We start from the raw sequence: 16,534 nt of genomic DNA, 5'->3' as shown, positions 1-16,534 counted from the left end.
ATGGCCGAGTTGATGCAAGGCAAACGCGGACTGATCATGGGTGTCGCGAACGAAAAGTCCATTGCCTGGGGCATCGCCCGTGCATTGCACGCCGAGGGTGCGGAAATGGCCTTCACCTACCAGGGGGACGCTTTCGGGCAGCGGGTCAAGCCGTTGGCGGAAAGCATCGGGGCCAAACTGGTCCTGCCCGCGGACGTGCAGGACGAAGCGTCGCTCGATGCCTTGTTCGCGACCCTGTCCGAGGAATGGGGCGGGCTGGATTTCGTCGTTCACGCAATCGCCTTTTCGGACAAGTCCGAGCTGTCGGGGCGCTTCGTGAACACCAGCCGCGCGAACTTCCTTAATTCCATGGACATCAGCTGTTATTCGCTGGTGGACATCACGCGCCGCGCCGCGCCGATGATGAAGCAGGGCGGCTCCATCCTGACGCTCAGCTATATCGGCGCGCAGCGGGTGACGCCGAACTACAACGTGATGGGCGTGGCCAAGGCGGCGCTGGAATCCGCGGTGCGCTACCTGGCCAATGACCTTGGTCCGGACGGCGTGCGGGTCAACGCGATCAGCGCCGGGCCGATGCGCACGCTGGCCGGGGCCGCCATCGGCGGCGCGCGTCGGGTGTTCAAGAACGCCGAGCAGAACGCGCCGCTGCGCATGAACGCCAGCCTCGAGCACGTGGGCGGCACCGCTGTCTATCTTTTGTCTGACATGGGCGCCGGCACCACCGGAGAGGTAATCTTCGTCGACGGCGGCTATCACATCACCGGCGCACCTCAGGTCGAAAACCTGTAACGCAAGGATCAACTCTGAGCGGCGGCCGATTGGCGTCGCAGGCAAACTGTGCTTTCTGTTGGGATAACCTCCGCTGACCGGAAAGGCCCTGGGATGCCCATCAACACTGTTGTCTTCGACGCCTATGGCACGTTGTTCGACGTGGCCGCCGCCGCCCGCATCGCCGCTGCCGAGCCGGGACGCGAAGCCTTTGCGCAAGCCTGGCCCCGGATTGCCGGGACCTGGCGGCTGAAGCAGCTTCAGTACAGTTGGCTGCGTGCAGTGGCCGATGCCCACACCGATTTCTGGCAGGTCACTGCAGACGGCCTCGACTACGCGTTGGAGGCGGCGGGCATGGGCGATGACGCGGAGCTGCGCGAACGGCTTCTGGCGCTTTACTGGGAACTTTCCGCCTTCCCCGAGGTGCCCGCGATGCTGGCCGCGCTGAAAACGGCGGGTGTGGAGACCGCGATCCTCTCCAACGGCTCACCCGACATGCTGGACGGCGCGGTGCGCTCTGCCGGGATTGGGGCGCACATGGACGCGGTGCTGAGCGTTGAGTCTGTGGGCGTCTTCAAGCCGCACCGCTCGGTCTACGATCTTGTCGGGCAGCGCTTCGGGCGCGGGGCGGACACGGTGCTCTTCGTGTCTTCCAACGGGTGGGACGCGGCAGCGGCGGCGGGCTATGGCTTTCGCACGGTCTGGGTGAACCGCGCCGGCGATCCGCTGGATCGTCTGCCGTGGGTGCCCGAGGAAACGCTGCCGGACCTGACCAGCATCCCGGAAATGGCGGCACGCCTGTGAGCCGGTTCACCACCTCGGACGGGGTCAGCCTGGCCTATGAGGACGAGGGGCAGGGCCTGCCACTTCTGTGCCTGCCAGGCCTGACCCGCGATGCGCGCGACTTCGACGACCTGGCCGCCGTGCTGCCCGACGGGGTGCGCCTGATCCGCCTGACCCTGCGCGGGCGGGGCGAGTCCGGCTGGGCCGACGATCCCGCCACCTACCAGATCCCGGTCGAGGCGCGGGACGTGCTGGAATTCCTCGACCACCTGGGGCTGGAGAAGCTCACGATCGTCGGCACCTCGCGCGGGGGGCTGATCGCCATGGTGCTGGCGGCGATGGCGACCGACAGGCTTGCCGGGGTGCTGCTGAACGATGTCGGCCCCGTGCTGGACCCGGCGGGACTTGAGCGCATCCTCGGCTACCTCGGCGTGCCGCCGAAGGCCGATACGCTTGAAGGCGTCGCCGCCGGGCTGAAGGCCAACATGGGCGCGGAATTCCCGACCCTTGACGACGCCACCTGGCTGAAACTGGCGCGGCGCTGGTTCCTGCGCGGCGATGGCTCCATCGGGCTGCGCTACGATCCCGCCCTGCGCGATGCGGTGATCGAGGCGTCGAAAGTGCCGCCGGTCGACCTGTGGCCGTTCTTCGACGCTTTCGCCGCGATGCCCCTTGCGGTGGTGCGCGGCGAGAATTCGGACCTGCTGACAGCCGCGACCCTTGCCAGGATGCAGGCCCGCAACCCCGAGATGATCGCGGCCACCGTGCCGGACCGGGGCCACGTGCCGTTCCTGGACGAGCCCGAGGCCCTTGCGGCGCTGACCGCGCTACTGGAGAAGATACGCACATGAGTGATCTTGAGGCCATCCTCGCCGCCGATGCGCGGCTTGACCCGGTCGTGCGCCGCACCCCGGTCCTCAGCTCCCCCGCGCTGGACGAGATCGCCGGGCGGCGGGTCCACGTGAAGGCGGAATGCCTGCAACACACCGGCTCGTTCAAGTTTCGCGGGGGCTTTGCCGCGGTCAGCGCGATGCGGGCGGAAGACAGGGCGGGGGGCGTGCTGGCCTATTCCTCGGGCAACCACGCGCAAGGCGTGGCGCTGGCGGCGCAGATGCACGGCTGCCCGGCGGTGATCATCATGCCCTTGGACGCGCCGAAGCTGAAGATCGCGAACACCCGCGCGCTGGGGGCGGAGGTGGTGCTCTACGACCGCCCCGGCGGTGAGCGGCGCGAGGATGTCGGGGATCGCCTGCTCAGGAAGCGCGGCCTGCACCTGGTCCGGCCCTATGACGAGCCGCTGGTCATCGCGGGGCAGGGCACTGTCGGGCTGGAACTGGCGCGGCAGGCCGATCGGCTGGGGATCGACCGGGCCGACGTGCTGGTCTGCTGCGGGGGCGGGGGGCTGAGTTCCGGCATCGCGCTGGCGCTGGCGGATCGCGCACCCGGGCTTCGGGTGCGCCCCTGCGAGCCGCAAGGCTTCGACGATGTCGCCCGCTCGCTGGCGACGGGCGAACGCCAGTCGAATGCCGCCACGTCCGGCTCGATCTGCGACGCGATCCTGACCGAGAGCCCGGGGGAGCTGACGTTTCCCATCCTGTCGGCCCATGCCGGGCCGGGGCTGGTCGTCAGCGACGAGGAATGCCTCGCTGCGATGGCGCAGGCGTTCCTGCGCCTGAAACTGGTGCTGGAACCCGGCGGCGCCGCCGCGCTGGCCGCCGCGCTGTTCCGGGGCGATCAGATCGCGGGCGACGACGTGATCGTCGTCGCCACCGGCGGCAACGTCGATCCGCCGGTCTTCGCACGGGCGCTCAGCACCCTGTGAGCCTGCCTTGAATCGCAAAGGACGGCCGCCGGAAACCGGCCGCCGCCCTGGGAACCGCGAGGGTTCGAAACGCCGGGAGAGAGGAGCGTTCCGAACCCCGTGGCTGTCTTGCGTCCATCAGTTCACGATGGCATCGATCAGACGTTCCTGGGTGTTGGAGCTTTCATCGGACTCGGTGATGAAGAACACCTGAGCGCCGGTCGCATCGCCCGCGTCGAGGTCCGAAACGATGGCTTCGATCAAGCGGCGCTGCGTGTCGGAGCTTTCGTCGCTGTTCAGCACGTTGTGGATCTGGGCTTTCTGCGAAACGCTGAGCGACGCGTCGTTCAGATCAACGGTGGACGCGACTACGGGAGCGGCGGCGAAAGCAACGGCGAGGGCGGCGATAAGAGTGCGTGTCATGGTTTGTTTCCTTTAACGTATTGTTTCTGAGTTGATGTCGTTCGCCGTGTTTGGCGATGACTGACAATTGGCTTTTTGCGCCGGAATCTTCAATTCACGAAGCCGATCACAACGGCTCACGCAAGGTTGAATTCCGGCAGGTATTGAAACCGCCGGAGCAGCACTTTTTTACGTTGGAAGTTCATTTAAGTGTCTTAAAATAAACATATAAAATTAATGAACGACGCGTCATTAACGTTGCGTCAATCTGGGGCGAACGATCACGAAAGCGTCAGTTTCGGGGCGGTTTCCTGCAATGCTGGCCGTTCCGACAGTGGATTTCGATTTCGGAAACAATCAGATTTGTTACAGTTTGGCCCCGCGCAGGCGGTTTCGATGACGCAAACGCGAGAATTAAATCTTTTATTTCAGGGGTTTTCGTAACGTCACCCCGGCATTTAGCGCCCGCGAAACCCCCTGCGGCAGGCTTACAACCGGCTCGCGCGGTCCCGCAGCGGCGGTTTCTGGATTTTCCCGGTGGAGGTCTTGGGCACCTCGCCGAACACCACCGACCTCGGGCACTTGAAATGCGCGAGGCGATCGCGCGCAAAGGCGATCAGGTCGGCCTCGCTGACCTCGGCGCCGGGTTTCAGCTCGACGAAGGCGCATGGCGTCTCTCCCCATTTCTCGTCGGGGCGCGCGACGACGGCGACGGCTTGCACGGCGGGATGGCTGAACAGCACGTCCTCCACCTCGATGGAGGAGATATTCTCGCCGCCCGAGATGATGATGTCCTTGGCGCGGTCGCGGATCTGGATGTAGCCGTCGGGGTGCACCACGGCCAGGTCGCCGGAATGGAACCAGCCCCCGGCAAGCGCCTCGGCGGTGGCGGCGGGGTTCTTCATGTAGCCCTTCATGACGATGTTGCCGCGAAACAGCACCTCGCCCATGGTCTGCCCGTCCGCCGGGACCGGGTTGCCGTGTTCGTCAGCGACGATCACCGCGTCCTCCAGCAGGTAGTTCACGCCCTGGCGGGATTTCAGGCGGGCCTGTTCCTCGACCGGCAGGGCGTTCCATTCCTCGTGCCAAGCGCAGACGACGGCGGGGCCGTAGACCTCGGTCAGGCCATAGACATGGGTCACGTCGAAGCCCTGCTCGGCCATTTGCGCCAGCACCGAGGCCGGCGGCGGGGCGGCGGCGGTCATCACGCGGCAGGTCTGGGGGAAGGGGCGTTGCTCTTCCTTCGGGGCGCCGATCATCATGCCAAGCACGATGGGCGCGCCGCAAAGGTGGTCCACCCCGTGATCGGCCAGCGCGTCGTAGATGGCGGCGGCGCTGACCTTGCGCAGGCAGACGTTGACGCCCGCCTTCGCGGCGATGGTCCAGGGAAAGCACCAGCCGTTGCAATGGAACATCGGCAGCGTCCACAGGTAGGTCGGGTGCATGGGCATCGACCATTCCAGCGTGTTGTTGATCGCGTTCAGATACGCGCCCCGGTGGTGATAGACGACGCCCTTCGGGTTCCCCGTGGTGCCGGAGGTGTAGTTGATCGAAATGCTGTCCCATTCATCCGCCGGCACGATCGGTGTGAAATCGGGGCTGCCGCCGGCGAGGAAACTCTCGTAGTCCTGCTTGCCCAGGGGCGCGCCCGGCGCGGCGGGGTCGATGATGTCGATCACCAGCGGCGCGGCTTTGCAAAGGGCCAGCGCCTCGGCGATCACGGGGGCCAGTTCGCTGTCGTTGATCAGGATCTTCGCCTCGGCATGATCCAGGATGTAGGCGATGGTGCGCGCATCAAGCCGCGTGTTGATGGCATTCAGGACCGCGCCCGCCATGGGCACGGCGAAATGCGCCTCGTAGAGTTCGGGCGTGTTATGCGCGACGACGGCCACCACGTCTCCCCGGTGCACCCCCGCGTTCACCAGCGCGGACGCCAGCCGCGTACAGCGTGCCGCCGTTTCGCCCCAGGTGCGGCGCAGATCGCCGTAGACGATCGCCGGAAGATCGGGAAAGACGCGGGCCGTGCGCGTCAGGAAGCCGACCGGCGTCAGCGGGACATGGTTGGCGGCGGTGCGCGGCAGTTCCTGGTGGGCGTGCATTGCTCAGCTTTCCTCCATCTGGCGGGATCTCAGCCGCCGCTCCAGCCGGCGCAGCGCAAGGCTCAGGCCGATGGTCATAAACAGGTAGATGTAGGCGACGATATTGTAGGTTTCGAAATAACGGAAATTCCCGGCGGCCGTCACCTTGCCGATCTGGCTGATGTCCGACACGCCCAGCACCGACACCAGCGAGGAATCCTTGATCATCGCGATGAAATCATTGCCCAGCGGCGGCAGGATGATGCGGATCGCCTGCGGCAGCACGATCAGGCGGAATCTTTGCCAGCGGTTGAGGCCGAGCGCTTCGGCCGCCTCGATCTGGCCGAGGTCCACGGACTGGATCCCGGCGCGGAACACCTCGGCGATGAAGGCGGAATAGCCGATCGTCAGCGCGATGATCGCGCGCCACATGAAATTGATGTCGCGGGTCCTCAGCGGCTCGAAGCCCAAGGGGTCCAGCACGGTATTCGCCGCTACGACCAGCGCCGGGGTGAAGACGAAGGCGATGTAGATCAGCAGGATCAGGATGGGGATGCCGCGGATCACCTCGATATAGAAGCGCGCGACCTGGCGCAGGACCAGGCTGCGCGACAGGCTCATCACCGCAAGCGCCAGCCCGATCACGCAGGCCGAGCTGAAGGCGACGGCGGTGACAAACAGCGTCACCTCCACCCCTTGGGCCACGGCTGAGAAGATCTGCGCATAAAGCGCGTCGCGCCAGATCCGCCAGCCCAGGTACAGCCCGATCCCACCGGCGGCGAGCAGCCACCAGGGAAAGTCCTTTTCGCCATTGGTCTCGGGGGTCACGCGGCGCGGCCGTCAGCGCAGCCCGGTGCGCCGGCTCATTCGCCGATCTTGAAGTCGAGGAACCACTTCTTGTCCAGTGCGTCCAGGGTGCCATCCTCACGCATCGCCTGAATGCCCGCGTTCAGCGGTTCCACCAGGTCCGAGCCCTTGGGCAGGATGAAGCCGAAATCCTCGGCGCCCATCGGCTCGCCCACCAGCTTGAACGTGTCCGGGTTCGCCGAGACATAGCCGTTGCCCGCGGTGCCGTCGGTCAGGACCAGGTCCACGTCCCCCGCCGTCAGCGCCTGGACAGAGGCGCCGAAGTTTTCGAACAGCTTGATGCGCGGGTTCTGCTCGTTGCCGTCCAGCATCTCGTACACGGCGACGTAGAAGGGCGTCGTGCCCGGTTGCGCGCCGACGAGCAGATCCTCTTCGGCGGCGAAAGTCGCGCCGTCGTTGAAACGGTCCTCATCCGCGCGGACCAGCATGAACATTTCCGAGCGCATGTAGGACTCGGTGAAGTCCACCTGCTCGGCGCGGTCCTCGCGGATGGTGATGCCGTTCATGGCCACGTCGAACTGCCCGGCGGACACCGCGGCGATCATCGCGTCCCAGCTTGCGTTCTCGATCACCAGGGTGAAGTTCAGCCGCTTGGCCAGTTCCGTCATGGCGTCGTATTCCCAGCCGATGGCTTCGCCCGTCTTTGGATCCTTGAACTGCAGCGGGGGATAGGCGTCCTCGGTCGCCACGACGACCTCGCGCCCGCCAAGATCCGGCAGCGCCTGCGCGAGCAGCGGGGAGGCGGCCAGAAGGCCAAGTGCGGATACGGCAAGGGATTTTAGGATTCGCATGGCGTGACCTCGTGAAGCAATGGTTGTGGGCGCCGACTATGGTGAAGCCGCCGCCCGCTGGCAAGGCTTGCCGCAGGACCGTCATATTGCTGCCCCGAAAACTCCAGAACCGGGGGGTAAGCCATGCTCAAGGCAGCAATAACAAGGGACTATCAATGTTCAGATCGCGTAAACGGGTGGCAACGGAACCGCACATCCCCACAGGCATCAAGCGGCGTCAGTTGCGATACCAGCCGCCCCCGGTCAAGCCGCGCCGTCCCAAGCTGCGGTACAGGCTTGCGGTGCCGCTGCGGTATGGCGCGTTTCTCGGGGTTTTGTGGCTTGCCTACAACGTGCTGTCGCCCGCCGACCGGTTGGAGATCGCGGAGTTCCTGACCGAAAAGACCGGCGTCGATTTCGTTGAATGGGTCACCCCCGCGCCCAAGGACGCGGCGGAGCAAAGCGCCTCGGCCGATGGGGCGGCAGTGTCCGGCACCGACACGCGCTGACGGCCCCCCGATTGCAGCGCCCCGCCGCCCGTGTCGCTTTCAGTCCGAGAGCGGTCGGCGGGGCGTGCCCCCGTCCGCGCGAATCCTGCGATCTCTGATGTCAGGACGTCGGAGGGAAGCGCGATGAAAACCCACGTGAAAGCTTTGGTTGTCGGCGGCGGTGCCGTCGGGGCGGGGATCGCATACCACCTGGCACGGGCCGGGTGGCAGGATGTCGTTCTGCTGGAGCGGGACGAGCTGACCTCCGGCTCCACCTGGCATGCGGCGGGTCTGTTGCCCCTGTTCAACATGGGCTACGCGACCAGCCACATCCACGACTACTCGGTCAGGTTCTACAAGACGCTGGAGGAGGAGACGGGCCTCAACGCCGGGTTTTCGGTGGTGGGCAACCTGCGCATGGCGCAGAGCGCAGCGCGGATGGACGAGTACATGCTCTATGCCTCCACCGCGGAAACGGTGGGCATCCCGTATGAGTGGCTGAGCCCCGCCCAGATCAGGGAGCGCTGGCCGCTGGTGCGCACCGATGATCTGAAGGGTGCGATCTTTCATCCCACGGACGGCTATATCAACCCCGCCGATGTCACCCAGGCCATGGCCAAGGGCGCGCGCCAGCGCGGGGTGGAGATCTATCGCAAGCTGCAGGTGGACAGCTACGAATGGACCGGCGTTGAGTGGATTGTGCGCGGCACGAAGATGGTCGAGAAGGGCGGCAACCTGGTCCCGGGCGAGGAGATCTTCGAAATCCGGGCCGAGCATGTGGTCACCGCCACCGGCAACCATGCGCAGCGCACCGCGGGCCTGCTGGGCATCAAGATCCCCGCGATTCCGGTCGAACATCAGTATATCGTCACCGAACCCGATCCCGCGCTGGTGGCGTATCGCAAGACCCACGGTGAACACCCGGTCCTGCGCGATGCCGACGCGAAGTGGTACGTGCGCGAGGAACGCGGCGGCTGGATCCTCGGGCCCTATGAGCAGGGCGCGCCGGCGCGCTTTGAATTCGCGGTGCCCGACAGTTTCCGCGCCGACCTGTTCCCGCTGGATCTTGAGCGGATCGAGGAAGAGTACATGTCAATGATCCACCGCATTCCGTCGTCGGAGAATGCGGGTCTGAAAGATGATTACAACGGCCCGATCTGCTACACGCCCGATGGCAACCCGCTGGTTGGCCCCGCGCCGGGCCTGCGCAACATGTGGCTGGCCGAGGGCTTTTCCTTCGGCATCACGGCGGCGGGGGGCACCGGGTACTACCTTGCCCAGATGATGGTCGAGGGCGAGGCGGAAATCGACATGGCCAGCCTCGACCCCAAGCGCTACGGCGACTGGATGACCACGGAATACGCCGCGCGCAAGAACGAGGAATGCTATTCCCACGTCTTCGTGCTGCACCACCCCGACGAGGAGCGCGAGGCCTGCCGCCCCCTGCGCACCGCCCCCGCCTATGACCGCCAGAAGGCGCTGGGCGCGCAGTTCGGCCAGGTCAACGGCTGGGAGCGTCCGAACTACTTCGGTCCCCTCGATGCGCCCGACAGTTTCGACCACGACGCGCGCAGCTTCCGGCGCGGCGGCTGGTGGCAATACGCGGTGGAGGAAGCGAAGGCGATCCGCCACGGCGTCGGGCTGATCGACGCCACCGCCTTTGCCAAGCATCGCGTGAAAGGGCCGGGGGCGACGGCCTTCCTGGACTGGTTCACCTGCAACAAGCTGCCGCGCGTGGGGCGGATCAACCTGACCTACGCGCTGACTGACGCAGGCACCACGCGGACCGAGTACACCATCGTGCGGGAAGGTGAGGACAGCTACTACCTCGTCTCCGCCGGGGCCTGGGCGGCCTATGACGCCGACTACCTGCGCAAGGCGGCCGAGGATAAGGCCCCGGACTTTGGCTATATCGAGATCCAGGACGTGACCACCCAGCACGGCGTTTTCGCCATCGCCGGGCCGAAATCGCGGGACGTGCTGAACAAGCTGATCGTCGATGCCGACCCGGCCAGCGCCCTGTCCAACAAGCGCTTCCCCTGGCTGTCCATGCGCCATATCGAGCTGAAGATGTGCCCGGTCATGGCGATCCGCGTCGCCTACACCGGAGAGCTGGGCTGGGAGTTGCACCACCCGATGGAAATGCAGACCTACCTGTTTGACCGGCTGATGGAGGCGGGCGAGGCCGAGGGGCTGAAGCTGGTCGGCGCACGGGCGCAGAACTGGCTGAGGCAGGAAAAGAGCTACCGCGCCTTCGGCACCGAGCTTGGCCGCGACGCCACCCCGCTGGAGGCGGACCTGCCGCGCTTCGTGGACCTGTCGAAGGACTTCCACGGCAAGGCGGCGATGCAGGCGACGGGGATCCGCTCCAAATGCGTCACGCTGCTGATCGACGGGCCTCCGGACGCCGACCCCTGGGGGCGCGAGGCGCTCTATGATGGCGATAAAAGGGTCGGGCGGCTGACCTCGGGCGGTTACTCGGTGGCCTTCAGCAAGTCGATCGGCATGGGCTACGTGCCCCCCGCGATGGGGCCGGGGCAAAGGCTGAAGGTGCGGATGCAGAACCGGCTCTGGGACTGCGAAATCATGCAGGACAGCCCCTACGATCCGGCCAATGCGGCTATTCGCATGGACGGCTGAGCGCCGTCCCGCCAACCCTTCTCGGGCCTGTTTGCGCGGCCTCCGGTTGAGATATGTCAATACCTGAATGTTTCGAATTGCTACAGTTCGACGCAGGTCAGCTTTTGCTTTCGTCCGATTACCAGACCTGCGGGCGACATGTGCCCGCGACTCATGACTTCATGAAATGGAGGAATCGCGATGTGCCTAAAATTGCATATGACCAGAATCATTCCGCTTTCGTTGCTTGTCGCCGGTCTCGGGGTCTCCGTGACCCTTTCGCCGGCTCAGGCGCAGTCCCAGTCCGAGCAGCTTGCCAGGTTGCTGCACGTCGATTCGGGGGCTTACACCACCGCGCAACTCGCGCAGATGAAAGCGATCATCGAAGGTGTCGACAACACGGCCGAGCGTGAGCTTCTGCTGAGCGCGATCATCGGCAACGGAAACGCCCCGACAGGGGCCGGCACCGAAAAGCAGCAACTCGCCCGGAACCTGGGCGTCAATGCCAGCGAGTACTCGACGGACCAGTTGGCGTTGCTGAAATCGATCCTGGAAGACGACTCGAGCGAGTACGACCACCCGGATGAATTCGCCCGCTCAGACGGGATGACCGGGCCGGTTCCGCCGCTGGGCGAAGTCCAGCTTGCCGCGGACCTGGGGGTCGATCCGAACGCCTACAGCCTTTCGGAACTGGTGTTCATGAAGTTCGACGCCGAGTGAGCGCTGCATCCCCTCGTGGGCTTTCCTCCCCCCGGAAATCAGACCGATTTCCGGGGGGTGTCTATTCGAGGACCTGACGGGCAGCGGCGGCCGCGCATATGCCTGTGTGCCATGCCTCGGTGCCAGGCGCCGTCCCGTCACGAGGCTTTAAGCATTCATTCACCCAAAGCTGCGAAACCCTTGTGCGCCAACAGCAGGAGGATGTGGTGCTTAACCTCGACGCTTTGCCCCGTGCGCAGACGAATACGCATACGTCCGCCGGGCGTTCCGACCTGCATTTCGCCGCGTTGGCCGGGGCGCTTCACGGGCAGCCGCCCGAGCGGATCCTGTCGTTCGGGTGTTCGCAGGGGTATGAATGCCTCAGCCTTGGGCAGGCCTTCCCCGGTGCGGAGATCAGCGGTTGCGACGTCAACGAACAGGTGCTGGAAACGGCGCGGACCGTTTGCGCCGGCAAGGCCCGTATCTTTCACGCGGACGAAGCGCAACTGGCCGCCCACGGCACCTTCGACCTGATCACCGCCTTCAGCGTGCTGTGTCGCTACCCGCTGACCAAGGGCCAGGTGAACATAAGCGCGGCCTTCCCGTTCAGCCTGTTCCAAGAACTAGTTGCGACACTGGACCGGCACCTGAGCCCCGGTGGCGTGCTGATGCTCTACAACGCGCAGTACTTCTTCCAGGATACCGACGTCGCCGCGCGCTACATCCCTGTGCTCACCCCGGAAATGCCCGATGTCGGCTTCCTGCACCGCCATGACCCCATGGGGGAGCGGATGACAACGATCACCTATATCTGCGATGACGGAACGGAACTCGATGAGGCTGCCGGCATGGCCCGCCAGGAACTTGCGCAGAAAAACGGGGTAAACCTCAAACTGCTGGGGCTGGACAACGCCCGGTTGGAGCCGCTTGACGATCGTCTGACCCACGACCTTCACGCGCTGGCGTGGCGAAAGATGGCCTGACGCATCTGGACCTTCGTTCCTGACGCCCCTACCTCTGTCCGGACCCTGTGAGAGAGGACCGCCGCGATGACCAACCCGCTGACCGCGCCCTGGGACCGGCCCTTTGGCCTGCCGCCCTTCGATCTGATCGAGGACAGCCACTTCGCCCCCGCCTTCGAACAGGGGCTCGAGGAAGCACGCGCCGCCTACCGCGCCATCGCAAACAACCCCGAAGCGCCGGATTTCGAGAATACGATCGCTGCGATGGAACGTGCGGAGACGACGCTCGACAAGGTGCTGAGCGTGTTCTTCAACCTCACCTCCACCGACGGGAACGACACCCGGCGCGCGTTGCAGCGGGATTTCTCGCCCCGGCTTGCGGCGTTTTCCTCCGAAATCATGATGAACGCGGACCTGTTCGCCCGGGTCGAGGCGGTCTGGCAGGGCCGGGACACCTCGGGGCTTACGGAGGAACAACAACGGGTGCTGTTGCTGACCCGGAGGCGGTTCCTGCGCTCCGGCGCGCAGCTGACGGGGGCGGCGCGCACCAGGCTGGCCGAGGTGATGCAACGCCTCGCCACGCTCGGCACCATGTTCTCGCAGAACGTCCAGAAGGACGAGGAAACCTGGGTGATGCCGCTGGCCGATGACGAGCTGGACGGCCTGCCCCCCGCCGTGATCTCCGCCGCGCGCGGCGCGGCGGCGGAACGCGGCATGGAGGGGCAGGTCATCACCCTGTCGCGCAGCCTGATCGTGCCGTTCCTGCAATTCTCCACCCGCCGCGATTTGCGCGAAAAGGCGTTCCGCGCCTGGGCCAGCCGGGGCGAGATGTCAGCGGAAACCGCGACGGCCCCCATTGCCGCCGAAATCCTGTCCCTGCGGGAGGAGCGTGCGAAGCTGCTCGGCTACAAGGATTTCGCGCATTTCAAGCTGGAAACCGAAATGGCCGGGGATCCGGACACGGTGCGCGATCTGCTCCTGGCGGTCTGGACCCCGGCGAAGGCGCAGGCCGAGGCGGACGCCGGGAAACTGGCCGCGCGGTTGCACGCCGACGGCGTGAACGACACGCTGAAACCCTGGGACTGGCGCCACTACGCCGCGCAACGCCAGCGCGAAGAGCATGACATCGACGAGACGGAGGTGAAACCCTACCTCGAACTCGACAACATGATCGCCGCCGCCTTCGACGTTGCGCACCGCCTGTTCGGCCTGTCCTTCGTGCCGGTCGAAACACCGCTGCACCACCCCGACGCCCGCGCTTGGGAAGTGCGGCGCGGCGAGGCCCATGTCGGCGTTTTCATCGGCGACTATTTCAACCGCGGCCCGAAACGCTCCGGCGCGTGGTGCTCGCGGTTGCGCGATCAGCACAAGCTGGGCGAGAACGTCAGCGCCATCGTGCTCAACGTTTGCAACTTCGCGAAGCCGGGGGCGGGGGAGCCCGCGCTGCTGACCTTTGACGACGCGCGCACGCTGTTCCATGAATTCGGCCACGCGCTGCACGGCCTGCTGTCGGACGTGACCTATCCTTCGATCTCGGGCACCAACGTCGCGCGGGATTTCGTGGAACTGCCAAGCCAGCTTTACGAGCACTGGCTGTCCACCCCCGAGGTGCTGTCGACCTTCGCCCGCCACGCGGAAACGGACGAGCCGATGCCCCGCGATCTGGCCGACCGGCTGCTTGCGGCCGAGAATTTCGACCAGGGCTTCGCGACGGTGGAATACGTCGCATCCGCCCTGGTGGACCTTGAACTGCACAGCGGCCCGGCCCCGGCCGACCCGATGGCCGCGCAGGCCGATACGCTGGCCCGCCTCGGCATGCCGGGGGCGATCGTCATGCGCCACGCGACGCCGCACTTCCTGCATGTCTTTTCGGGGGACGGCTATTCCGCGGGCTACTATTCCTACATGTGGTCCGAGGTGATGGACGCTGACGCCTTCGCTGCATTCACCGAAAAAGGCGATGTTTTCGACGCCGAAACCGCCGCCGCGCTTGAGCGTCACATCTATGGAGCAGGCGGCCGCGCAGAGCCTGAGGCGCTTTACACCGCGTTTCGCGGCCAGATGCCAAGCGTGGATGCGCTTTTGCGCCAGCGGGGGCTGGATGCCTGAATATAAATTCATGGCCGTTCATGGTCATTACTTTTCAAGAATTTTCTTGGGCTCCATCAATATATGCAGAAATGCGCCGATTTCGCATTTCCGACTTGCCCATTTGTTTTCTCAATAATATATGCTGGCCAAGCCGCGAGGTTGGGCACATTAGCCTGTATATCGGCGGCCCAACACGCTTCAATCCGGGAAAAGAAGGAACAGAATAATGGCTGAGGAGCAGACAATCGAAAAAGCGGACCTCTTGGCTATGAGTGCGGATGTCGTTGCGTCTTACGTGAGCAATAACGCCCTGCAACCAGACCAGGTGACCGACATGTTGAAGTCGGTATATGCCGCGATGGCGAATCTGTCGGAGCCCGCCGAAGAAGAGGTGGAGGAGCTGGTGCCTGCTGTTCCGATCAAGAAGTCCGTTACCAACGACTTCATCATCTGCCTCGAAGATGGCAAGAAACTGAAGATGTTGAAGCGTCACCTGATGGCGGCCTATGGCATGACCCCTGACGACTACCGTCAGAAGTGGGGCCTGAAGGCCGATTACCCGATGGTCGCGCCCAGCTATGCCGCGAAACGGCAGGAATTGGCCAAGAAGATCGGCCTGGGACGCAAGCCGCGCAAGTAATGCGCAAGCATGGTGACGTTGCAGCCGGCGGCTGCAACGGATAAGACGTCGGCGCGCGGGCCAGGGGCCTTGCGCGCCGTTTTTTCCAGAACGCCCGCCTGAAGGACCCGTCCATGAGTGCGCCGAAGAAACTGTTCGTCAAAACCTACGGCTGTCAGATGAACGTCTACGACAGCGAGCGGATGACTGGCGCCCTGGAAGCCGCCGGGTACGAGGCGACGGACAGCCCCGAAACCGCGGACATGATCCTGCTGAACACCTGCCACATCCGCGAAAAGGCGGCGGAGAAAGTATACTCCGAGCTTGGCCGCCTGAAACCGCTGAAGGCGCGGAACCCGGACCTGAAGATCGGCGTCACCGGCTGCGTCGCCCAGGCCGAGGGCGAGGAGATCTTTCGCCGTCAGCCTGCCGTGGACCTGGTCGTCGGCCCGCAAGCCTACCACCGCCTGCCGCAGATGGAGGCGGCCGTGCGCAGCGGCCAGCGCGCCCTCGACACGGACTTCCCCGAGGAAGACAAGTTCGACCACCTGCCCGCTGCCCGCGGCCCGCGGGCTCGGCGCGCGCCGACGGCCTTCCTCACCGTGCAGGAAGGCTGCGACAAGTTTTGCGCCTTCTGCGTCGTGCCCTATACCCGTGGCGCGGAAGTGTCGCGCCCGGCTGAACGCATCATCGCCGAGGCGCGGGACCTGGTGGAGCGGGGCGTGGCTGAAATCACCCTGCTCGGCCAGAACGTCAACGCCTACCACGGCGCCGGGCCGGAGGGGCCGGTGACCCTTGCCGCGCTGATCCGCCAGCTTGCCGCCATCGACGGCTTGCAGCGGATCCGTTTCACGACCTCGCACCCCAATGACATGAGCGCGGATCTGATCGCCGCCCATGGAGAGGTCGAAAAGCTGATGCCCTACCTGCACCTGCCGGTGCAATCGGGCTCGGACCGGATCCTCAAGGCGATGAACCGCAAGCATACCGCCGACGCCTATCTCGACGTCATCGCGAAGGTGCGCGCCGCGCGCCCGGACATCGCGCTCTCGGGGGATTTCATCGTCGGCTTCCCCGGCGAAACCGACGAGGATTTCGAGGCAACCCTCGCCCTGTGCGAACAGGTGCGTTACGCGCAGGCCTATTCCTTCAAGTATTCCGCGCGCCCTGGCACCCCCGCCGCGGGCCGAACCGAAGTGCCCGAGGATGTGAAATCCGAACGCCTGCACCGACTCCAGGCGCTACTGTCGCGCCACCAGGCGGACTTCCAGGAGTCGATGATCGGGCGCATCCTGCCGGTCTTGCTGGAAAAGCCCGGCCGGCTGCCCGGCCAGATGGTCGGCCGCTCGCCCTACCTGCAAGCGGTGCACCTGGTGGCGGACGAAGCCGCCGCCGGGCAGATCGTCCCGGTGCGGATCACCGCCAGCGAAACCAACTCCCTGTCGGGCGAGCGCGTCGACTGAGCCTGGCGCAGCACACCCCGCACCGCGCCCCCCTTCCAAAGTCCCCAAGTATCCCCGCCGGAGGCAACTGCGCCGCCCCGGCGCGCCCGGCCGGGCGTCCTGTCGCGAAATCGTCGTGGTCGCC

15 protein-coding genes are annotated in these 16,534 nt (G+C 65.4%); 11 read left to right on the top strand and 4 right to left on the bottom strand.

From position 1 onward, the window contains the following. The 4 genes from DJ029_RS00325 to DJ029_RS00310 all read left to right on the top strand — a co-directional run bounded on the left by DJ029_RS00325 (window position 1) and on the right by DJ029_RS00310 (window position 3,373). The gene (locus DJ029_RS00325) at window positions 1-789 is read left to right on the top strand and encodes an enoyl-ACP reductase FabI (RefSeq protein WP_112320340.1); all 789 of its coding nucleotides are present in this window, start codon (window positions 1-3) and stop codon (window positions 787-789) included. 93 nt (window positions 790-882) lie between these two features. Beyond that, window positions 883-1,572, top strand: coding sequence for a haloacid dehalogenase type II (locus DJ029_RS00320; RefSeq protein ID WP_112320339.1), 690 nt, complete (start codon window positions 883-885; stop codon window positions 1,570-1,572). Next, window positions 1,569-2,402, top strand: a complete 834-nt coding sequence (locus DJ029_RS00315) for an alpha/beta fold hydrolase (protein ID WP_112320338.1) — start codon at window positions 1,569-1,571, stop codon at window positions 2,400-2,402. Before DJ029_RS00320 ends, DJ029_RS00315 begins: the two co-directional genes overlap by 4 nt. Next, window positions 2,399-3,373 carry a threonine ammonia-lyase gene (locus tag DJ029_RS00310; RefSeq protein ID WP_112320337.1) on the top strand — a complete coding sequence of 325 codons (975 nt, stop codon included), beginning with the start codon at window positions 2,399-2,401 and terminating at the stop codon, window positions 3,371-3,373. Before DJ029_RS00315 ends, DJ029_RS00310 begins: the two co-directional genes overlap by 4 nt. A 117-nt stretch (window positions 3,374-3,490) precedes the next feature. Here DJ029_RS00310 and DJ029_RS00305 read toward each other — a convergent pair whose 3' ends face one another. From DJ029_RS00305 to DJ029_RS00290, 4 genes are all read right to left on the bottom strand, one after another. Next, window positions 3,491-3,775 carry a hypothetical protein gene (locus tag DJ029_RS00305; RefSeq protein WP_112320336.1) on the bottom strand — a complete coding sequence of 95 codons (285 nt, stop codon included), beginning with the start codon at window positions 3,773-3,775 and terminating at the stop codon, window positions 3,491-3,493. Between the two features lie 467 nt (window positions 3,776-4,242). Beyond that, window positions 4,243-5,853 (bottom strand): acyl-CoA synthetase, encoded by a 1,611-nt coding sequence (locus DJ029_RS00300; RefSeq protein ID WP_112320335.1) that lies wholly within the window; start codon window positions 5,851-5,853, stop codon window positions 4,243-4,245. Between the two features lie 3 nt (window positions 5,854-5,856). Next, a complete protein-coding gene (locus DJ029_RS00295) occupies window positions 5,857-6,660 on the bottom strand; it encodes an amino acid ABC transporter permease (protein WP_112320334.1) in 804 nt (267 codons plus the stop codon). A 35-nt stretch (window positions 6,661-6,695) separates the two neighbouring features. Then, a complete protein-coding gene (locus tag DJ029_RS00290) occupies window positions 6,696-7,490 on the bottom strand; it encodes a transporter substrate-binding domain-containing protein (protein WP_112320333.1) in 795 nt (264 codons plus the stop codon). A gap of 155 nt (window positions 7,491-7,645) precedes the next feature. On the opposite strand from DJ029_RS00290, the gene DJ029_RS00285 reads away from it, so the two are divergent. From DJ029_RS00285 to miaB, 7 genes are all read left to right on the top strand, one after another. Further along, entirely contained in the window at window positions 7,646-7,978 is a 333-nt protein-coding gene (locus DJ029_RS00285) for a hypothetical protein (protein WP_112320332.1), read from the top strand. Between the two features lie 123 nt (window positions 7,979-8,101). Further along, window positions 8,102-10,597 carry a GcvT family protein gene (locus DJ029_RS00280; protein ID WP_112320331.1) on the top strand — a complete coding sequence of 832 codons (2,496 nt, stop codon included), beginning with the start codon at window positions 8,102-8,104 and terminating at the stop codon, window positions 10,595-10,597. Between the two features lie 249 nt (window positions 10,598-10,846). Continuing rightward, window positions 10,847-11,296, top strand: coding sequence for a hypothetical protein (locus DJ029_RS00275; protein ID WP_157966213.1), 450 nt, complete (start codon window positions 10,847-10,849; stop codon window positions 11,294-11,296). A 206-nt stretch (window positions 11,297-11,502) separates the two neighbouring features. After that, the gene (locus tag DJ029_RS00270; RefSeq protein WP_157966212.1) at window positions 11,503-12,258 is read left to right on the top strand and encodes a class I SAM-dependent methyltransferase; all 756 of its coding nucleotides are present in this window, start codon (window positions 11,503-11,505) and stop codon (window positions 12,256-12,258) included. Between the two features lie 66 nt (window positions 12,259-12,324). Beyond that, window positions 12,325-14,346 (top strand): M3 family metallopeptidase, encoded by a 2,022-nt coding sequence (locus DJ029_RS00265; protein WP_112320328.1) that lies wholly within the window; start codon window positions 12,325-12,327, stop codon window positions 14,344-14,346. A 208-nt stretch (window positions 14,347-14,554) separates the two neighbouring features. Next, on the top strand, window positions 14,555-14,968 hold the full coding sequence (locus DJ029_RS00260) for a Ros/MucR family transcriptional regulator (RefSeq protein WP_112320327.1): 414 nt from the start codon (window positions 14,555-14,557) through the stop codon (window positions 14,966-14,968). A 113-nt stretch (window positions 14,969-15,081) separates the two neighbouring features. Beyond that, window positions 15,082-16,410 carry a tRNA (N6-isopentenyl adenosine(37)-C2)-methylthiotransferase MiaB gene (gene miaB / locus DJ029_RS00255; RefSeq protein WP_112320326.1) on the top strand — a complete coding sequence of 443 codons (1,329 nt, stop codon included), beginning with the start codon at window positions 15,082-15,084 and terminating at the stop codon, window positions 16,408-16,410. The last annotated feature ends 124 nt before the right edge of the window (window positions 16,411-16,534 follow it).

Source organism: Oceanibium sediminis (assembly GCF_003265325.1).
Classification (GTDB): Bacteria; Pseudomonadota; Alphaproteobacteria; order Rhodobacterales; family Rhodobacteraceae; genus Halovulum; species Halovulum sediminis.
This window is presented reverse-complemented; position numbering and strand designations above follow the sequence as displayed.